This is a genomic window from Pseudomonas graminis, assembly GCF_001705435.1.
In the GTDB taxonomy this organism is placed as follows: domain Bacteria; phylum Pseudomonadota; class Gammaproteobacteria; order Pseudomonadales; family Pseudomonadaceae; genus Aquipseudomonas; species Aquipseudomonas graminis_B.
The window spans coordinates 48,867-68,310 of record NZ_MDEN01000069.1 but is presented as its reverse complement, the minus strand read 5'-3'; the positions used below and the strand labels follow the sequence as shown (position 1 = coordinate 68,310).

Below are 19,444 nucleotides of genomic sequence, written 5' to 3'. Positions count from 1 at the left end.
TATTGTCCTTAGAAGTTCATGCCGAAGCTGAGTGCTACGAAGTCGCGGTCGTCCACGGTGGTGTACTTGCCGTCGAAGAAGTTGGTGTAGGAAAGGTTGGCGGTGTAGGTGTTCTGGTACTCGGCGTCGAGGCCCAGACTCACGGCCTTGCGACCTTCCTCGAAGTTGCCGCCAGGACCCGGCGAGTAGCCGTCGACGTCGTGGGACCAGGCCACGCTCGGGCGCAGGTTCACACCGGCGAAGACGTTGTTGTAATCCCAGATGGCGCGGGCGCGGTAACCCCACGAATCGGTGGTGGTGAAGCCATCGTTTTCGCAGTAGCGGCTGAGGTTGTTCTGCGCGGCAGCGCCCAGGGTGCTGGCGTTGAGGGTCTGGCACTGACCACCCGGCAGTGGGCCAGGGCCATAGCTCGGGTCGCGGCCATAACGCAGTTTCGAGGTGCTTTCCAGACCGCCGACATGGGTCCAGCCGACCTCACCCACCACGGTCAGACGTTCGGCGCCCATCACTTGGTCGAAGAAGTGCGTGAAAGTGGTCTGCGCCTGGCTGATTTCCTTGCGGCGATAGCCTTTCTGGTCCTGGCCGGGTGCGCCCTGCAGCAGCGACACGTTCGAGTTCAGCGGCGACAGGCCGGAATACAGAATGTCGGTGGTGTTCAACTGCACCGGTGCGTTCGGGCGGTAGCTCAGTTCACCGCTCCACGCCGTGCCGGTGGGCAAGGTGGTGGAGAAGCTCAGGCCGAACAGGTGGATGTCTTCCGGGTATTCAACGTAGTAACTGGAGTTGCCGGCGACCACGACGGGCAACAGGGTTGGCGCGAGGGCCGCAGCAACACCCCGAGGAACGCCATTGGCCGCCAGACCGCCCACCAGACCCGCTGCGCTGTAGGCGCTCGCCGGCCCGCCCTTGCCGCTGAAGATCGGCAGACGGCTGTGGTAATTCATGTAATAAGCGCCGAACTCGGTGTCCAGCGGCTCGAAGTTATAGTGCATGGCCAGGCCGTACTGGCCGCTGTCCCGGGCATCGCGATCAGGGCCGCGGGCAACCACGGCGCCCTCGTCAGGGCTGCCGAAACTCACGCCGCGCGCTGCCAGCGTTCTTTGAACGGGGCCACGCAACGCGGCTGGCAGAGCCGAATTGAGGCTGTCGCGGGTGCGCAGCACGGCAAGGTTGCTGTTGCAGCCGTCCGCGATGACGTCCGGTTGCGAGAAGAAGGTGCCGCAGTTGTCGACGACGGTCTGGTCCCATTCCAACTGGTAAAAGCCTTCTGCCGACAGGTTTTCGGTCAGGCTTTGCGACAGGTAGAACATGTTGACCGGAATCAGGCCTTCCTTGATTTCCGAGCCAGGACGCCGGAACGCGGACACGTCGACCGGGTTGATGCTGTTGATGCCGCCCTGGATGAAGGTACTTTCACCCCAACTGACGACTTGCTTGCCCAGACGCACCGAACCCGGCTCATCGGCAATGGAATAGTTGTGATAGACGAAAGCGTCGAGCAGCTCGAAACCTGAAGACTTGGCGCCCTCTTTGCGGCCGGAATCGCTGATGTCCTTGAAGTCGCGGCCTTCGTCCTTGAGCTCGAAGTCGTACCAATACTTGCCCCGCAGGAACACACCGGTGTCGCCGTACTTCAGTTCGAGATCGTGAATGCCCTTGAAGATCTTCGAAAACGTTTCTCCGCTTTTGAAGTTCAAGTGACCGTCGTCGGAGGTTTGCGAAAGACCGTGACCGCCGTTGTTGGAGCCGATCAGGTTCTTGTTGGCATTCTGGGTGGACCAGCTTGCCCCTACTGAGAGCGACGAGTCGAAGTTGCCTTCGATTTCTCCGATATTGAAACTGACGCCGAATGCAGGGCCGGCGAGCGTGGAAGCGAGGCTGACGGCCAAGGGCAATTTAGCCCGGCGCCAGAACTGGTTAGCTGATGTCATCGACGCTACTCCATGTGCTTTTATTTTTATGGCAGTGGGTGCTTCCGGAAACGACTCAGGCGGACGGGCCGCAGTGCCTGGTGTCAACGCTGATCGGGCAGCCAATCAACTGCGAAACGATCGATGCGCTTTTCTCCGGTACCAACCTACTGCCGACTATAGCCAGCAGGTGCTGCTGCTTGATCCCTCTAAAGTGTGATTTACAGCGCCAACACCTCTGGCACGCCGACGCCAGAGTGGCCAATCACATCGCAGGGGGAGCATGGCTGAAAAAGAAGAATTGGCAAGGAAGACGCCGGAGTAGAGCCTTCGCGGCACATTTTCAAAGCAATGAACGATGAAAATGGCCGCGAAGGAAAGCGTCAGAGCGTGGAGAGGAAAGCGCTGTTGCTGCCCTGCCATTCGAGGATGTTCTGGCGGATCTGCTTCTTGTCGAGCTTGCCGACACTGGTCTTGGGAATTTCGGTAACAAGGGCGATCTGGCTCGGAATCGCCCACTTGTTAATGTGCCCCTGTTCCACAAACGGCTTGAGGTGTTCTTTCAGGATCTTGGCATCCAGAACGTGACCCTCGCGGGCGACCAACAGCGCAAACGGGCGCTCGCCCCACTGCGGATCAGCGATGCCGACCACAGCCACTTCACGGACACCGGGATGGCGACTGCAGAGATCCTCCAGCTGCAGCGAAGACACCCACTCGCCCCCCGTCTTGATGACATCTTTGATGCGGTCGCGAATGTCGATCCCGCCCATGCTGTCCAGCGTCGCCACGTCACCGGTGTGCAGCCAGCCGCCGGCCCACAGTTCGGCGCCCTTCTCCGGCTCGCGGTAATACCCTTCGCTCAGCCACGGCGCACGCAGCACCAGTTCGCCCTGGGTCTCGCCGTCGGATGGCAGAAAGTTGCCCTCGCCATCGACAATCGCTGCCTCGACCAGCACGCCCGGCGCCCCGGCCTTGATTCGGTACGTGGTGCGTTCGTCTTCACTGGCGGCCATCAGGTCGTCGTTCAAGTGCGCAACCGACACCAACGGCCCGGTCTCGGACATGCCGTAGGCCGCAGACAGCTGAATGCCCTTGGCCTTGGCCGCTTCGTACAGCGAACGATTGAGCGAGCTGCCGCCGATGATGATGTGCCAGCCGGTGAAATCCATGTCCTGGGCGGCTTTGGCGTTGAGCACCATCTGCATAATGGTGGGCACGCAGTGCGAGAACGTGACCTTCTCCTTTTGCCACAGCGCCACAAGCAACTCGGGGTCGTAGCGGCCGGGGTACACCTGCTTGACGCCCAGCATGGTGGCGGCATACGGCACGCCCCACGCATGAACGTGGAACATCGGCGTGATCGGCATGTAAACCTTGTCGCCGCCAAGGATGCCTTCGACGCTGCCCATGATCGTCGCAACGGCCAAGGTGTGCAGCACGAGCTGGCGATGGGTGAAATACACCCCCTTTGGGTTGCCCGTGGTGCCGGTGGTGTAGAACGTGGTCGCCACCGAGTTCTCGTCGAAATCCTCGAACTGATAATGCGGACTCGCCGCGGCCAGCAACGCTTCGTACTCACCGACCAGGTTGGGCAGGTCGGTGGTAGCGCCATCGGTATCGGTCAGTAACAGTGTTTTTTCCACCGTCGTCAGTTGCCCGGCGATGGCGTTGTAGAGGGGCACAAACTCGCTGTTGACCAGCACCAGCTTGTCTTCAGCGTGGTTCATGGTGAACAGGATCTGCTCGGGCGACAGCCTCACGTTGATGGTATGCACCACCGCACCAATCATTGGAATGGCAAACATGCATTCCAGGTAACGATGGCTGTCCCAATCCATCACCGCCACGGTGTCACCCGCCTTGACCCCCGCCGCGGTCAGCGCACCGGCCAGCCGGCAGATGCGCTCGTTGAGCATTTGATACGAATAGCGCGAATGGTCCCGGTAAACGATCTCACGGGTCTTTTCGTAGCGCACGCCGGACAGCAGCAGTCGCTTGATCAACAGAGGGTACGGGTACGCCCCTTCGGCGGGCGGAATCACGCGGGTGTGCAGCATAGGAATCCCTTTTCACGGTGCAGGTGCGGGCTTGAAAATATGCACTGTAGGGCCTGGGCGCGTCGATCGGATCAGCCGAAGGGATGAATTGTTGGTCTGAGGTGCCTAAAAAAAACCAACTTGGCCTAGGAAATTCTGGACCGATATAAAGAATTTTTTCGGTGCCGCCGAGATCATAAGAAAGGTGTCATTGGAATACCTAACCGCTCAAGAATGTTCCAACGTTGCTGAATAACGATACAGCAGAGGTCAGGATTGATTTTCTTCGGATGAAGCTTTAGCTTTCACGTTTAATGCTGGCCATTATGAGGAATCGGTGTGGACAAGAAATTACTTGACGAAACCAGCAAGTTTTTAAGTTATGTCTTAAGGCATGAACCAGAAGCCATCGGCTTGGAGCTGGATTCAGATGGATGGGCCGATATCGATGCGCTAATCCTGTGCGCCTCGAGAAATAATCGCGTTATTGACCGAGACCTGTTGGAAAAGGTGGTTAACGAAAGCGAGAAGAAAAGATTTATTATTTCAGAAAGCCGACAACTTATCCGAGCCGCGCAAGGTCATTCAACTCGCACAGTAAATCTTCAACACACGCAGATGATACCGCCCACACTCCTCTACCATGGTACGGCCACCAGATTCTTGGAATCAATCTATGAGAAAGGACTCAGTCCGGGAGTACGTCATCATGTGCACTTGTCGGAAAGCCCAGAAACTGCACATTCCGTAGGGCTTCGCTATGGCAAGCCAGTTGTCCTGAAAATTGAAGCCCTTCGAATGCATGAAATGGGCTTCAAGTTTTATAAGGCCGAAAACGCAGTGTGGCTAATCGATAAAGTCCCTGCGGAGTGGCTTCCTCTCAAGACTAGTCTATAACTTCAAATGACTGCGCAACGATGTGGAGTGCCGCCCCTACAGAGTGTAGGTATACCCGAAAATGCCGGTATCTAGGCAAGCCGGGGGGCTTATTCGCGATATCCAGCATTTCTGAGCTTTTGTACTCCACCAAACAGCTCAGCAACGATAAATCCCGGTCGTCAGGGCAACTAAAAAAGCTATGCCCCGGGAACGGTGTCTTTACGAAATAGCTAGGCGACAAAAAGACAAAGGCTTTTTTTGCCCGCACGATACCGGGAAGCTCCGGATCGTAATAGATGTTAAGTGTGAGCGAGTTATCGACCCAAGACATCTCAACATAATCTTCACCATCTGAAGGCAAAACGGTATCGAGATCCAAAAGCTTTTGGGGCTGTAAGAGTTTCATAAGCTATCATCTCCTGGCATCAAGTACGGAACCGTTGTAATTTTTTCTAAGCTGTGCTTTGACAAGCTCATCAAAGGTTACATCATCGTAAGCTATGACTCCTGTTTTATTAGCCCCATACCATTGACTTTTGGGTATCCCAGCACTTATAAGCGCTGTTAAACTCCGGGTGTTCGCTATTACGTTGTGGCCGTCGATAATAACGTAGTCTAAAGGTACTTGGCGAGGGGTAATAGTACCTTTTTCCAAAGCGCTCGTAAGATCGGCCACGGTTATTATAGAATGCCCGGCAGCCTCAGAATAAATATCTTTTCCTTTGTCGCTAAACTCCTTGGCCGGCTTAGACATTTTTTGTGCGAATACACTGTCTTCCAATACACCTAAAACGGGATTCCCATTAGGATGTTGTTCGTCCTCTCTTTTATTTGCTTTTGGTCTTTCTGGCTGTATCGGGACACCGGTTTCTTGCTCTTTTGAGTTTATTTCTGGTCTTTGTGGCTGCTTCGAAACCCTGGGTTCTAGTTCTTTTTTAGCCAGTGGCATTGGTTCGCTTACTCGCAATTCAGGAAGTGCCAGCAAACCTCGTTCATTCCGAGCTAACCAACCAGCAACCTCTTTGTTAGTCATGTCTGCTTGAAGTTTTGCGCTGCGCGCGGCAATGCCGTCCAGACTGCCCACGACTCCAGCCTTAATCTGTCCTCTAGAGATATAAGTAACAATGGCTGTCAGCAACAGCATTACCAACTGCTCCTGACCGCTGGCAAGTTTTCTCGCTGCTGCGTCTATACGCTCGTCAACTATCCATGCGGATGCGCCTGTAGGATCAAGGCCTGCAGGTCTGACACCGTCCTCAGCGGTCCATGCGGTGACGATGCCCTCATAAATGCTTGCAAGACAAGGAGGTAGCCCTTGATAGAAATAATCGGCGATGGCTGAAAGTCCCATCCCCAACAGAATCAAGTTGCCGACTTGCGCGCCTATGCCGCCACCCACTACAGCTCCCGGTAACGCACCCGCCCCAAAGGCGAGCGATCCAGCCGCCCCACCGGCAATGGCCCCTACAGCTACGCTGCCGCCCATGATCATGGCGACCTCTTTGACCAATTGCAGCAAGGTAGGCAGGATATCGGCGATGTTAATGGATGCCCATTTGCGCGTGAGGTCTAGTTGGACAATGGGATAGGACTTGGCCATCGCCGACCTGACCGATTCGATGCGGTTTCCGCCAACACTGCCGTAGGCCAGAGTGGCCTAGTTGCTCACGCGTTGAGTGAAACCATCCCAACGACCAAGCGTGCTTTCCCAGCCCTGATCTAAAGACTGGTTTAAATGGCTGAACTTTTCCTCAAGATTACGCGCTATATCGTCCCAACTGGGAACATCGGTTAGAAAATCCATTTACTCATCCCTGCCGTCTAAAGGAGGTAGTACCCAATCTAATTCCTTTAACTGTGGTACTTCACTAAACCCAAAATCAATGCATTTCCGTCAACGCCAGCTTCAAACCCAGCGCCACCAATACCGCACCCATCGCCCGATCAAACCAGTGACCCATCCGCGCAAAGCCCGCGCGCACCCGGGGCTGGCTGAACAGGCGTGCCACCAGGCAAAACCACGCGCCGGTCGCGAATGCCAGGTAAACCCCGTAGCCCGCCTGAACCAACATCGGCGTGTGCGGGTTGATCACGACGGTGAACAGCGACAGAAAAAACAGCGTCGCTTTCGGGTTCAGGCCGTTGGTGACGAACCCGGCCGTGAAGGCGCCGCGCGCGGTGCGCTCGCCTTTGGCGATGTCCACGGGCGCATCCGATGCGCTGGCAGGTTTGGCGCGCAGTGCTTTGATGCCGATGTAAATCAGGTAAGCCGCTGCCGCCCATTTCAAGGCATTGAACAGGACGATGGATTGCGAAACGATCAAGCCAATCCCCAGCAGCGAATAGCCGACGTGCAGGAAAATCGCGGTGCCCACACCCATGGCGGTGTAGGTGCCGGCCTTTCGCCCGTGGGTCACGCTCTCGCGCACCACGACCGCGAAGTCCGGCCCAGGACTGGCGACGGCCAGCAGGTGGATCAGCGCAACGGTTAAGAATTCGGGCCAGTACATTGAAGTTCTCCAGGCGTTATGGCGAGCGGCAGGCTCTGGTAGGCTCGTCACATTACGCTTCCCACCCACCGAGCAAAAGGTACAGCTGATGCCCAGTCAACGCCGAGCAGTTTTCCTGGATCACACCTCTCTGGATCTGGGGGATCTCGACCTCGCGCCGTGGCGTGAAACCTTCAGCGAACTGGTGCTGCACGCGAGCACCACGGCCGATCAGGTGGCCGAGCGCTTGAAGGACGCCGACGTGGCCATTTCCAACAAGATCATGATCGATGCCGACACGTTCGCCGCCTGCCCGAATCTGAAACTGGTGCTGGTGACCGCAACCGGCGTCAACAACGTCGACCTCGATGCCGCGCGTAAACACGGTGTGGTGGTGAGCAATTGTCAGGGCTATGGCACGCCTTCCGTAGCTCAACACGCAATGATGTTGCTGCTGGCGATGGCCACCCGCTTGCCTGACTATCAAAAAGCGATTCAACAGGGCCAGTGGCAAAAATCGAAGCAGTTCTGCTTGCTGGACTTCCCCATCGTCGAGCTGGAAGGCAAGACACTGGGGCTACTGGGCCATGGCGAACTGGGCGGCGCCGTCGCGAAGCTGGCGGAAGCCTTCGGTATGCGCGTGCTGTCGGGTCAGATTCCCGGTCGTCCTGCCCGCCCTGATCGCGTGCCACTGAATGAGCTGCTGCCACAGGTCGACGCCCTCACCCTGCATTGCCCACTCAACGAGCACACCCGGGACATGATTGGCGCCCACGAGCTGAGCTTGCTCAAACCCAAAGCCTTCATCGTCAATACCGCGCGGGGTGGCTTGATCAACGAGCCGGCACTGGCCGATGCCCTGCGCAACGGTCATCTCGGCGGCGCGGCCACCGACGTGCTGACGGTCGAGCCACCGGTCAACGGCAATCCGCTGCTGTCGGGCGATATTCCGCGATTGATCATCACGCCCCACAGCGCCTGGGGCAGTCAGGAAGCGCGGCAGCGCATCGTCGGCCAGATCAACGAAAACGCTTTGGCGTTTTATGCAGGCGAACCCGTTCGGGTCGTGAGCTGACACGCAGCGCTTTGCAGGCCCGCCACTCCGTTGCACAGGGCACGTGCGCGGCGCGGCAGGCCTGTTAAACTTCGCCCTTTTTTTTAAGGAGCCGACCATGGACCCGCGCAGTGAAGTGTTACTCCGGCAGGCCGATTTGTTTCAGGGCTCCTTGTTGCTGACCGGCCTCCCCGCCGACGACTTGCTGGGCACGCTGCCCAATGCACGTGGCTGGAGCTGGCACGCTGGCGACTTCGACACCCTCGGTACGCGGTTTCCCGAGCGCGTGCACTTCGGCACCGAAGCACCGGCCGAACCCTTTGACGCTGCGGTGCTGTTTTTGCCCAAGGCCCGCGACCTCGCTGATTACCTCATTAACGCGCTCGCTTCGCGTCTGGCCGGACGTGAGCTGTTTCTGGTGGGCGAAAAACGCGGTGGCATTGAAGCCGCGGCCCGCCAGCTGAGCCCGTTCGGGCGCACGCGCAAGCTCGATAGCGCGCGTCATTGCCAGCTCTGGCAAGTCACCGTCGAAACGCCTCCGCCAGCCGTTGAACTCGACAGCCTGGCTAAACGCTTCGACATTGAAATCGAAGGCGGCGCGCTAAAGGTGGTGAGTTTGCCAGGCGTGTTCAGCCACGGCCGCCTGGACCGGGGTTCGGCTCTGTTGCTGGAAAACATCGACCGGCTTCCCGCCGGCCATCTGCTGGACTTCGGCTGTGGCGCGGGCGTTCTCGGTGCGGCGGTGAAACGCCGTTACCCCGAAACGACAGTGACGATGCTGGATGTCGACGCGTTCGCCACTGCCAGCAGCCGCATGACCCTGGCTGCCAATGGCCTCGAAGCCGACGTGCTGACGGGCAACGGAATCGACGCCGCGCCGCACGACCTGGACGTGATTCTGACCAATCCGCCGTTTCATACCGGCGTGCATACCGACTACGCCGCGACCGAGAATCTGCTGAAAAAAGCACGGGAACATCTGAGAAAAGGTGGTGAACTGCGCTTGGTTGCCAATAGCTTCCTGCGCTATCAGCCGATCATCGAGTCGCATCTGGGGCCTTGCGCGATCATGGCCGAGGGCCAGGGTTTTCGGATTTACCGCGCGAAACGTGCGTGATAATTAGCGCTTGCCGAACACGAGACGTGTAGGCAGAATCCGCTCCGTCCTAGGGGAGTAGTCTCCCACGAGCGCCATGCTCGTCCGGCACGCATCAACATACTTGGTCCTCAGACCATGGTGCGTGCGACCCCAGATCCGCTCAGACGGATCGGTGGTTTGACAAGACCTATGACACGAACATCCTGACCCGGGGCGGGGAGGTTGTACGTGTCATAGCCGTGTTGACCCGCCCCTTAGGAAAACCCTGATGCTGGAATCCCTGTTGGTCCCCACCACCGTCGTCGCACTGGCTGAAATCGGTGACAAGACCCAACTCCTCGCACTCGTGCTCGCCGCTCGCTTCCGCAAACCCTGGCCCATCATCGCCGGGATTGTCGCCGCCACGCTGGCCAACCACGCCGCAGCCGGTGCCGTTGGCGCATGGTTCAGCAGCTACCTTTCAGACGCCGTTCTGCACTGGATCCTGGCCGCCAGCTTCACCGCCACCGCGCTGTGGACGCTGGTTCCGGACAAGCTGGACGACGATGAAGCCAGTACCGGGCGCAAGTACGGCCCCTTCCTGACCACGCTGATCGCGTTTTTCATCGCGGAAATCGGCGACAAGACGCAGATCGCGACCGTCATGCTGGCGGCGCAGTACCCAAGCTTGTGGCTGGTGATCCTGGGCACGACGCTGGGCATGTTGCTGGCCAACGTGCCGGTAGTGCTGGCGGGTAATTTCGCTGCGGAGAAACTGCCGCTGACGCTGATTCGTCGTCTGGCAGCAGGGGCATTTTTCATTCTGGCGATCGTTGCGGTGTACAAGGCGATGCAGATCAGCGGCTGGGTGTAGGCCGATCCACGATCTAGAAAGCCAGTGGGAGACTTCCCGACATCTGGACGCCGCGCTGTCGTGCAGCAAGCTCAATCCATGTGGGAGTGAGCTTGCTCACGAAGACGGCGTTCCAGGCGCTGAGATGCAGCGAATGTCCCGACCTCTTCGCGAGCACGCTCGCTCCCACATGACAACGTGTCTGCCAGAGGGATCTGGCGCTGATCAGCCCTTCGGGGCCTGCTGATACAGCGGCATCACTTTCGGGATCGCTGCCTGCAACGAGGCGATCCGGTTCGACGAGGCCGGGTGGGTGCTCATGAATTCAGGCTGCGACGCGCCGCCCTGAGCTTCCATCTTCTGCCACAGCGTGATCGCGGCATTCGGGTTGTAACCGGCGCGAGCCGCCAGTTCGAGGCCCAGCAAGTCCGCTTCGTTTTCATTCGCGCGGCTGTTCGGCAGTGTGAGGCTGTAGTCGACCACGGTGTCGGCCAACGCCAGACTGTCCTGCCCCAACCCCAATAAGGCACCGGCGCCCTGCTTCGCCATCTGCACACCGTAGGCCTTGGACATGGCTTCACGACCGTGTTCACGCAAAGCGTGGGCGATTTCGTGGCCCATGACCGCCGCCAGTTCGTCATCGCTGAGCTTCAACGTATCGATCAGGCCGCTGTACACGATGATTTTGCCGCCGGGACCGCAGTTGGCGTTCAGCTCATCGCTTTTGATCAGGTTTACATCCCACTGCCACTGCGCCGCGTCGGGCCGCAATTTCGGCGCCTGAGCAATCAGCCGCTTAGCGATGGCCTGCACGCGCTTGCCCTCGGCGCTGCCGTTGTCGAGCACGCCTTTGGACGTGGCTTCGCTGACCGTCTGCTGATACGACTGGGCGTACATCTTGTTGACTTCGTCAGTCGACAGCATGCTGAACATGTATTGCTTGCGCTCGACACCCACCGAATCGCCGGTGGTGGTATTGACCGCCTGACACCCGGCGATCAACAAAGCTGCCGTCACACCACAAAGAGCAAAAATCCCGCGCATTTCGTATCTCCATTGAAACAATCGCGCCATCCTAGGCAATACGCACGCCGAGCACCAGATGCCAGCCGTCTGCCATGCGAAAAGGCGCAAGAAAACCCAGGCGTGTAACAGGAAAGAAATATCCGGATCGCGATTCACTTCGGTAGAGACAGCACTACAACGGCGTCAGGCATTCCGGGGCGTTGAGCTTCGGATCATTCACCAGATTGGCCAGAGGCCGTTCGCGCAGTTGCGTCTGCGGGGCGGCGAGCAATGATTGCAAGGTGATCAGCGGGCAGTCCGGATCAAGCCAGGCGCGCTGACCTTCCTCGTCGAGAATCAACGGTCGGCGCTGGTTCATGGCCGACTGCGTGACCACGGCAACGCTCAGGTAGGTGTGGCCTTCCACGGGATAGGCTTCCCAGATCGCCGCAAAATACAGCGTCGATCCTTCGGCCGGCGTTAGCCAGAACGGCCGTTTGCGCACGCTGCCGCGCCATTCATAGAAGCCGTTGGCCGGGAGCAGGCAGCGTCGCTCCCGAAAGGCCTGCTTGAACATCGGTTGCTCGGCCACGGTTTCAGCGCGGGCGTGGGCGGGTGTGCGCGACATATCGGTCAACCAGGGCGGCGTCAGCCCCCAGCGTGCCCTCGCCACCTCCCGCCCTCGCTCGGCGTCCTCCTCGACCTCGCCCGACGTTGCCCGGACCATCAAGACAGAGGCAGCAGGAGAAATATTCCACTGCGCTTGCTGGTCGCTCGGAAATCCGGGCAAGGCCGCAAAGGCAGGCGACCAACGAAACAGCGCATAGCGTCCACACATGGGTTCAGCACAACTCTTTTTGAAAGCGAATGAGGCGTGCGCGAACCGGATTCAGCACAGCAACACATCGGGGTAGCTGTCCGGCTCGTCACCGGGCAGCGGAAAGGCGGCATTGTACTCGGTGATCAACAGACGTGCCTGCTCGGCCTGGTCGTCAGCGACCGTCAGGCCCAGTAACCCGAACGCCGGCAAATCCCCGACCGCGCCCAACAGATGACGCCCGGTGATGTGGGACTCGATGCCTTCACTGGCCAGCATGGCCTGCAGCAGCTCGCCTTCCATGAGGTGCTCGGGCTCATAAATCTTGCGCATCACTCGTTCTCGCTGCGCACGTTCAGCGACCAGTCTTCCCCATCGGTCTGCAGACTGAAGACGATCGGCCGGCAGCAGACGGGGCAATCCTCAATGTAGGTCTGATCGCCACCGGACAGATCCAGCACCGCCTCCACCGGTTCGCCACAATAAGGGCAGTCGTAATCCTGTATTTCCTGCATCGCAGTCTCCGGGCCCAGTTTTGCGTATAATCGCCGACTTGTTTGCGGGTCGAGCTTTATTCCTCAGCATCCGGGCATCAGCCTGAGTCGCCATCTTGAGCGAAGCCGCCTTGTTGCGCGGCCGCCGCCCAGGCACCACGCCTGTGTTGTCGTGACTCGCTGCTGCAACCGGACTCGACCTCCTTTACCTTAGCCGTTTCCGACAAGAGAGCATGATGGGCGAATTCGATGCCATCCGACCGTACGACGACACCGAAGTAAAAGCCGTGCTTGATCGGCTGCTGGGTGACAAGGCGTTCCTCGCGATCCTCACGCATTTCCGATTTCCGCGTCTGGCCAGCTCCCTCGGCTGGATTCTGCAGCCGGCCATCGCGCGCAAGCTGCGTCGCCAGTTCGCCGGTATCGATACCGTCGCGGCCTTGCAGGACAAGGTCGAGCATTACGTCGACCACACCATCGAACGCGCCACTGACGGTGTGACCTACACCGGCGTCGAGCAGTTCAAGTCGGGGGTGGCGTACCTGTTTCTGGCCAACCACCGCGACATCGTGATGGACCCGGCTTTTGTCAACTACGCGGTCTACCACGCGGGCCTGCCAACCCCACGCATTGCCATTGGCGACAACCTTCTGCAAAAGCCCTTCGTCAGCGACCTGATGCGCCTGAACAAGAGCTTCATCGTGCACCGCTCGATCATCGGGCGACGGGAGAAGATGGCCGCCTACCAGTTGCTGTCGGCGTACATCAATCATTCGATCCGCAATGACTGCCAGTCGATCTGGATCGCCCAGGCTGAGGGCCGCGCCAAAGACGGCGACGACCGCACCGAATCGGCCATCCTCAAGATGTTCCACATGAGCCGCAAGGACGAGCCGTTTGGCGAGGTCATTCAGTCGTTGAACCTGACGCCGGTGTCGATCAGCTATGAGTACGATCCGTGCGATCACGCCAAGGCGCGGGAGCTGTACATCCGCGCCACCACCGGCAGTTACACTAAAGTGCCGGGCGAGGACGACGTCAGCATTGCGCTGGGGATCACCGGCTACAAAGGCCGCGTGCACGTGAACTTTGCCCCGCCGATCACCGAGCTGTTCGAGGACACCAAATTGCTGGCCATCGAAATGGATCGGCAGATCCTCGGCGGCTATCGGCTGTTCCCGGTGCATTACCTGGCGTACGCGCAGTGGGCCGACGCCGACCCCGAACTCAAGGTGCCGAAGGCCGCCGAGGTGTTCCCGGCGGACGAGCTGGAGCGTGCGGAGGATGAATGGCAGCGCCGCCTCAATGGCTGCCCCGCCGAGCACCGTCCGTTTCTGATTCAGCAATACGCCATGCCGGTACGCAATCAGTACCGCGTGAAGGCCGGTTTGCCACTTTAAGGCCGCCTTCCCTTCCACGAATAAACGGCGCTCTCAGGGCGCCGTTTTTCGTTGTGCGCCTCCGTTGGTGGTCGATCCCCGCCTTCACAAATGTGTCACCGCTGACACACTCAAGCGTAAGACTGGCTTGCTAGGGTCGTCGCCTATCCAAACGAGTGAAGGCGTACGCTATGCGATCCAGCAAACCGGTTGCCCATGTAATGGTGTCTTCCCTGGTACTTTCGTTGCTCGCCGTGTCGGTTCAGGCAGCGAGCCGTGCGGGAGACGACGCCATCAACGGTGTCGACCTGCTTTCCGGATTCGACACGCTGTGGACGACCGGTGCGACCTGGGACACGGGCACACCCACCGCCCTGGGTCAGAGTCTGCTACGGCGCAACCTGCAAATCGTGGTCGACCGCGCCAACACCCGCACCCTCGCCCAGGAAACCGCCGCCTACTTCGATGACCGTCGTGACCAGAGCTATAGCGCAATCAGCGGCCTCGGCTCGTTGAGCGCTGCCTACAAAGCGGGCGCTGGAGCCTTCACGACCATCACCCAGTTCGACGACAGCAACAAAACCGTCAAGTACGACGACAAAGGCAACGGCGCAGGCAGTTCGTCTTCGGCACTGGGCAAAGTCGTCGACCTGGTCAGCGCTGTGCGCAACGATGCCTCGACCACGCCCGCCAAATCCCACTATTTGTATCCGCGACCGTGGCGGCAAAGTCTCGACGGCCAGAGTCTGGCCTTCGTGGTGGCGCCCTCCCTGCGCCCGGCAGAAAGCACCACGCCGGCCAGCGACTCGGGATTCCCCAGCGGCCATACCAACGCCGCGTACCTGTCTTCATACGCCCTGGCCTACGCGATTCCCGAGCGTTTCAGCGAGTTGATGCTGCGCGCCTCGGAAATTGGCGACAACCGCATTGAGGCCGGCATGCATTCGCCGTTCGACGTGATGGGCGGGCGCATCACCGCAACCTATTTCGCCATCGATAACCTCTCCAACCCCGCCAACGCCCAACTGCGCGCCGATGCTCGCGCACAGGCACTGAGCTATTTCACGGCGCAGTGCGGCGGTGACGTCAAAAACTGCATGGCGACCATCGACCCGGCGACCGATCGCAGGTCTCAACACGCTCAGGACAAGGCGCTGTTCACCTCGCGCATGACCTATGGCTTCGATCCGGTGGGCCCGACCAACCTGGCCGCCGTGGTGCCGACCAACGCCGAAGTGTTGCTGGAAACCCGCTTCCCGTACCTGGACGCCAGTCAGCGCCGCGAGATTCTGGCAACCACCGAGATTACGTCCGGGTACGCGGTGATCGATCAGTCAGGGGGCTACGGCCGTCTGAACCTGTACGCAGCGGGCGATGGTTATGCGGCGTTCAACTCCAACGTCACGGTCAACATGGACGCCAGCCTCGGCGGCTATAACGCCATCGACGCCTGGCGCAACGACATCAGCGGCAGCGGCGGGCTGATCAAGAACGGCAGCGGCAATCTGATCCTGACGGGCGACAACACGTACTCGGGCGGCACGGTGATCAACGGTGGCGTGCTGACCGGCCATGCCAAGGCATTCGGCAGCGGAACGATCACCGACAACGCGACGCTGGTACTCGATCAGTCGACCAACGACACCCTTGCCAGCACCCTGGCGGGCAACGGGGCGTTGATCAAACGGGGCGTTGGCTCGCTGGACCTGACCGGGAACAACAGCCTGTCCGGCGCAACGACGGTGCAAGCGGGTCGGCTGGCGGTCAATGGCAATCTGGGCAACTCCATCGTCAGCGTGCAGCAAGGCGCAACGTTGGGCGGCAATGGCACGGTCGGCGGCATCAATGTCGCTCAGGGCGGCGTGGTGGCACCGGGTAATTCGGTCGGGCAGCTCAACGTCAATGGTGACGTGAACCTTGCTCAGGGCTCGGTCTACCAGGTCGAATCGGACGCCAACGGCAAAGCCGACCGCATCGTCGCCAGCGGCCGTGCAACCCTCAATAACAGTACGCTGTCGCTGGTTGAGGGCGGTAACTGGGTGGCCGCAAGCCGTTACTCGATTCTCTCGGCCGCCGGCGGCGTCAGCGGTGCATTTGCCAATGTGCAAACGAACTTCGCGTTTCTCACCCCGACGCTGAACTACACGGCAACCGATGTCGGACTGACGCTGGACCGCAACGCACAGACCTTCGCCAGCCTGGCGACGACCCGCAATGCCAGAGCCGTCGCGCAAGGGCTGGACAGCGCAGGGGCTGGCAACGCGCTCTGGGGTCAGGTGGTGCAGGACGACGCGTCGACCGCGCAGGCCACGTTCAAGGCGCTGTCCAATGAGCTGCATGCGTCGACCCAGTCCGCGCTGATCGAAGACAGCCGCCTGGTGCGCAATGCGGTGAACGATCGCTTGCAGCAAACGCAGTCGGCACCGGCACTTCGCGGCACGACGCAGACCCTCGCCGGAGATGATTCCCGTGGCGTGGTGTGGACTCAGGCCATCGGCGCGACCGGCAAAACCGACAGCACCGGTGACGTTTCGGGCCTCGATACGCACACCAGCGGCTTGTTGTTCGGCGCTGACGTGCCGCTCGACGAGACCTGGCGCGTGGGTGCGCTGGCCGGTTTCAGCAACAGCAGCTTCGACCTGCGCCATGCCTCCGGTTCCACTGACAGCGACAACTACCATCTGGGCGTCTATGCGGGCGCCAAGTGGGGCCAACTGGGCCTGCGCCTCGGCGCGGTACGCACTTGGCACGAGCTGACGGCCAAGCGCACGCTGGACTTGCCGGGTGCTTCCGAGCGTTTCAAGGAAGATTACAACGCAGCGACCAATCAGGTATTTGGCGAACTGGGTTACGCCATCGAACTGGGCAACGCGCAGGTTGAACCCTTCGCCAACCTCGCCCATGTGCGACTGGACACGGATTCCTTCGATGAGAACAGCAACGCGATCAGGCTGGAAAACAAGTCTCAGGACAACGACATCACCTTCAGCACCCTCGGCCTGCGTGCCGCCACGCGGTTGAACGCTGGCACCGTCGCGATCAAACCCAACGCGACACTGGGCTGGCGTCGAGCCTACGGCGACGTGACGCCAGAAAGCCGTGCGGCCTTCAGCGGCGGCGACACTTTCGAACTCTCCGGCGCACCGATTGCCCGCAGCGCAGCGGTCCTTGGTGCAGGTGTCGATCTGGGCTTGAGCGACACGCTGAGTGTCGGGCTGAGCTACAACGGACAGGTGAGCAACGATGCGTCGGATCAGACGTTGAATGCGCGGGTGACGCTGGCTTTTTAAGCGATCAAAGCTTGGTGCTCACCCACGACAGCAACAGCGCGAACGCCAGGCACGCCGTGCCGAACCGATAGCTCAGGCGGATCATGCGCAAGGTGGGCACATCCATCAGGTGCATGGGCTCGTCGATCGGGGCTTGCTCGGTGAGGTGGTGCAAGTGGGCCATCTCCCGCTGCTCGCGAGTGCGGGTGGTATGGAGCAGCCAGATGCCGGGACCGGCAGCGAGCAAGGCGCAGAGGTTGATGGCGATGCCGGGGGCGTGATGGATAAGCGACATGGTGCCTCGATGGCGCCTGGTTCTTGGGCGCCGCAGACTCGGTTTGGATCTGCCGCTCACACTAATCGCTGTCACCTTAACGTCACCTGAACCGGGCACTGTGTGGGACCTCAAACCGACCCACCGCCACGGAGAGCGTCATGCTGCACGCCCACAACCAGGACCGCCTTTACCTCATCGCCCCCAGCGACGAACAGGAAGCATTGATCGACGCGCTGGCGTTCAACGTCCAGGACAGGCACTGGCTGGTGTATTGCGCCCTCGGCGGCCATGCGCACAACGACCTGCCGGAAGTGGATCTTCAAACCGGTTTCAGTTTTCTGGATTTCTATCAGGCGGCTTGAATGCGCCGCGATGAAGATCCCGAGTGCCCTCCCGCTGAATGAACAAAAGCCCCGGCTTCTCGCGAAACCGGGGCTTTTTGTTTATCAGCATCAGGCGTTGAGCTTATTGGCCGAGGGTGCGGCCAATGGTCTGATCCTGGAACAGGCGAGTCAGGGCGTCGCTGAGCACGTCGCTGATCAGCTTGGTATTGGTCTCTTCGTTTGGCGCCATGCCGAAACGTTGATCCATCGAAGCCGCATAACGGCCGCTGTAGTTACGACCGCCATTCTGAACGTCAGCGCGGAACGTGGAACTGATGTTGGCTTCGGTGACGTACAGGCCTTCTTTCGGCGACTGATACTTCAGGTCAGCCAGGGTGACGGTCAACTGCGGGCCACTGCCGTTCGGCACGGGCGTGAAACCGAGCAACCGCACACCTGCTTCAGCCTGAGCCTGCAACCTTGGCAGCAACTGCTGACCGTTGACAGTGATCGAACTGGTTTCCGGGTACAGGCCACCACGGGTGCCAAGCTGCTGCGACTGACGACCGTCAACCACGCGCACGACCACTTGCTGGCCGTGACCGACCGGAGCCAGTTGAGCGTTCAGCTTGGGTTCCGGGGTGAGGGATTGCGGGCTGTGGGCACAGCCCGCCAGGGTCAGACTGCCAGCGGCAAGCAAACCGAACAGAACGCGACGCAACATGCTCATTTCTCCATGGGCCAAGGCACAAAATGTGCCGCAGTATAGCGACCTCCCAAGGCCGCTCACTAGGGTAAACATACGACAAAGTGCCATTGCAGCGGTTCCGGCCAGGCAGGAATGCTCCCGCGGTCAAAATGAACACAATTGCGCAATCGCAACGTCACAGCGGTGTCATGCCTGGCGGCCATACTTTTTTCAACTCTCCAGCAAGGAGTCCTGCCATGGACTTTCTTTGGTCGTTGTTCTCGCTGCGCCGCCGTCATCGCCACTATGCACGTCTGGACACCCACGGCATCTGCCTGGCGTTCAAGCACTGCGCCGAAACGCCTTGCGGTCAGGGCTGGGTCGAAGTCCACGAGGCAAACCTGTGCTGGCTGCAGCGCCCGCTCCCTGCGAGCGCCCGCGTGACTTCCCGGTCACGTGCGATTACCGCCCGGCATATGCTCAGCATCTGACCAAAAGCCGAATAAAAGTCATTTTTCCTGGATCATTTCTGCCCGTTTCATCGCTATAATCTTCCCCCGATTATAAGGACGTCTCCTGATCGGGCCTCGCAGCATCGTCGATAACCACTGTCGACTCCTCCGTACCGCCCACAGAGAGCCTTCCACACAGACATGTGCAGCCCGATGTGGCCGCGGCGCAGACGCCGGATCGTCGATCCATTCGATCGTCCTGCGCCAGTCCTTGCCTCACATCGCGTATGAACCTGATCTGCCAGAGCTGCCATCGCGCAGCCCTTTTTGAGGTTCGCGTCTCCAAAAGAGCGTGAAAAAAACGGGTTTTCACAACTTCACAAGAGTGTGGCAAGCAAATGAATAGTTTCGCGTTTGTAAATGCACCGTTAGCGTCTG

The 19,444-nt window shown here is 59.7% G+C and carries 18 protein-coding genes, 1 pseudogene and 1 riboswitch; of the genes and pseudogenes, 8 read left to right on the top strand and 11 right to left on the bottom strand.

The genetic code is table 11. The annotated features are described in order from the left end of the window. Window positions 1-8: 8 nt before the first annotated feature. Together BBI10_RS22425 and BBI10_RS22420 are read right to left on the bottom strand one after the other, a co-directional pair. On the bottom strand, window positions 9-1,931 hold the full coding sequence (locus BBI10_RS22425) for a DUF1302 domain-containing protein (protein WP_065991819.1): 1,923 nt from the start codon (window positions 1,929-1,931) through the stop codon (window positions 9-11). 362 nt (window positions 1,932-2,293) lie between these two features. Continuing rightward, the gene (locus BBI10_RS22420) at window positions 2,294-3,970 is read right to left on the bottom strand and encodes a fatty acid--CoA ligase (protein ID WP_065991817.1); all 1,677 of its coding nucleotides are present in this window, start codon (window positions 3,968-3,970) and stop codon (window positions 2,294-2,296) included. 318 nt (window positions 3,971-4,288) lie between these two features. On the opposite strand from BBI10_RS22420, the gene BBI10_RS22415 reads away from it, so the two are divergent. Then, window positions 4,289-4,846, top strand: coding sequence for an RNA 2'-phosphotransferase (locus tag BBI10_RS22415; protein ID WP_065991816.1), 558 nt, complete (start codon window positions 4,289-4,291; stop codon window positions 4,844-4,846). On the opposite strand, the gene BBI10_RS22410 is transcribed toward BBI10_RS22415, so the two are convergent. From BBI10_RS22410 to BBI10_RS22400, 3 genes and pseudogenes are all read right to left on the bottom strand, one after another. Continuing rightward, a complete protein-coding gene (locus BBI10_RS22410) occupies window positions 4,836-5,234 on the bottom strand; it encodes a hypothetical protein (RefSeq protein WP_065991815.1) in 399 nt (132 codons plus the stop codon). The two genes, BBI10_RS22415 and BBI10_RS22410, sit on opposite strands and share 11 nt — an antisense overlap. A 6-nt stretch (window positions 5,235-5,240) precedes the next feature. Then, window positions 5,241-6,632, bottom strand: a pseudogene (locus BBI10_RS22405) (DUF6861 domain-containing protein). 76 nt (window positions 6,633-6,708) lie between these two features. Continuing rightward, window positions 6,709-7,338, bottom strand: a complete 630-nt coding sequence (locus BBI10_RS22400; protein ID WP_065991814.1) for a LysE family transporter — start codon at window positions 7,336-7,338, stop codon at window positions 6,709-6,711. A gap of 88 nt (window positions 7,339-7,426) precedes the next feature. On the opposite strand from BBI10_RS22400, the gene BBI10_RS22395 reads away from it, so the two are divergent. The 3 genes from BBI10_RS22395 to BBI10_RS22385 all read left to right on the top strand — a co-directional run bounded on the left by BBI10_RS22395 (window position 7,427) and on the right by BBI10_RS22385 (window position 10,323). Further along, entirely contained in the window at window positions 7,427-8,392 is a 966-nt protein-coding gene (locus tag BBI10_RS22395; RefSeq protein ID WP_065991813.1) for a 2-hydroxyacid dehydrogenase, read from the top strand. Between the two features lie 97 nt (window positions 8,393-8,489). Continuing rightward, the gene (locus tag BBI10_RS22390; RefSeq protein ID WP_065991812.1) at window positions 8,490-9,488 is read left to right on the top strand and encodes a class I SAM-dependent methyltransferase; all 999 of its coding nucleotides are present in this window, start codon (window positions 8,490-8,492) and stop codon (window positions 9,486-9,488) included. Between the two features lie 39 nt (window positions 9,489-9,527). Then, a riboswitch (yybP-ykoY riboswitch) is annotated at window positions 9,528-9,649 on the top strand. An 89-nt stretch (window positions 9,650-9,738) separates the two neighbouring features. Then, entirely contained in the window at window positions 9,739-10,323 is a 585-nt protein-coding gene (locus BBI10_RS22385) for a TMEM165/GDT1 family protein (protein WP_065991811.1), read from the top strand. Window positions 10,324-10,527: 204 nt separating this feature from the next. Here the strand turns inward: BBI10_RS22385 and BBI10_RS22380 are convergent, their stop codons facing one another. The 4 genes from BBI10_RS22380 to BBI10_RS22365 form a co-directional block, all read right to left on the bottom strand. Next, window positions 10,528-11,346, bottom strand: a complete 819-nt coding sequence (locus BBI10_RS22380) for a M48 family metallopeptidase (RefSeq protein ID WP_065991810.1) — start codon at window positions 11,344-11,346, stop codon at window positions 10,528-10,530. Window positions 11,347-11,500: 154 nt separating this feature from the next. Continuing rightward, a complete protein-coding gene (locus tag BBI10_RS22375) occupies window positions 11,501-12,145 on the bottom strand; it encodes an SOS response-associated peptidase (protein ID WP_065991809.1) in 645 nt (214 codons plus the stop codon). A 51-nt stretch (window positions 12,146-12,196) separates the two neighbouring features. Further along, window positions 12,197-12,457: a DUF2007 domain-containing protein gene (locus BBI10_RS22370; protein WP_065991808.1), complete on the bottom strand. Its 261-nt coding sequence runs from the start codon at window positions 12,455-12,457 to the stop codon at window positions 12,197-12,199. Beyond that, entirely contained in the window at window positions 12,457-12,639 is a 183-nt protein-coding gene (locus BBI10_RS22365) for a CPXCG motif-containing cysteine-rich protein (protein WP_065991807.1), read from the bottom strand. Before BBI10_RS22365 ends, BBI10_RS22370 begins: the two co-directional genes overlap by 1 nt. 215 nt (window positions 12,640-12,854) lie before the next feature. On the opposite strand from BBI10_RS22365, the gene BBI10_RS22360 reads away from it, so the two are divergent. Both BBI10_RS22360 and BBI10_RS22355 read left to right on the top strand, forming a co-directional pair. Beyond that, window positions 12,855-14,018, top strand: a complete 1,164-nt coding sequence (locus BBI10_RS22360; protein WP_065991806.1) for a 1-acyl-sn-glycerol-3-phosphate acyltransferase — start codon at window positions 12,855-12,857, stop codon at window positions 14,016-14,018. A 170-nt stretch (window positions 14,019-14,188) separates the two neighbouring features. Next, a complete protein-coding gene (locus BBI10_RS22355) occupies window positions 14,189-17,287 on the top strand; it encodes an autotransporter domain-containing protein (RefSeq protein WP_065991805.1) in 3,099 nt (1,032 codons plus the stop codon). 4 nt (window positions 17,288-17,291) lie between these two features. Here the strand turns inward: BBI10_RS22355 and BBI10_RS22350 are convergent, their stop codons facing one another. Next, the gene (locus BBI10_RS22350; protein ID WP_065991804.1) at window positions 17,292-17,561 is read right to left on the bottom strand and encodes a hypothetical protein; all 270 of its coding nucleotides are present in this window, start codon (window positions 17,559-17,561) and stop codon (window positions 17,292-17,294) included. A 140-nt stretch (window positions 17,562-17,701) separates the two neighbouring features. On the opposite strand from BBI10_RS22350, the gene BBI10_RS22345 reads away from it, so the two are divergent. Beyond that, on the top strand, window positions 17,702-17,905 hold the full coding sequence (locus tag BBI10_RS22345) for a hypothetical protein (RefSeq protein WP_065991803.1): 204 nt from the start codon (window positions 17,702-17,704) through the stop codon (window positions 17,903-17,905). Window positions 17,906-18,008: 103 nt separating this feature from the next. Here BBI10_RS22345 and BBI10_RS22340 read toward each other — a convergent pair whose 3' ends face one another. Further along, window positions 18,009-18,590: a YajG family lipoprotein gene (locus tag BBI10_RS22340; RefSeq protein WP_065991802.1), complete on the bottom strand. Its 582-nt coding sequence runs from the start codon at window positions 18,588-18,590 to the stop codon at window positions 18,009-18,011. 221 nt (window positions 18,591-18,811) lie between these two features. Between BBI10_RS22340 and BBI10_RS22335 the strand changes: the two genes are divergently transcribed. Beyond that, window positions 18,812-19,045 (top strand): hypothetical protein, encoded by a 234-nt coding sequence (locus tag BBI10_RS22335; protein ID WP_065991801.1) that lies wholly within the window; start codon window positions 18,812-18,814, stop codon window positions 19,043-19,045. Window positions 19,046-19,444 lie beyond the last annotated feature (399 nt).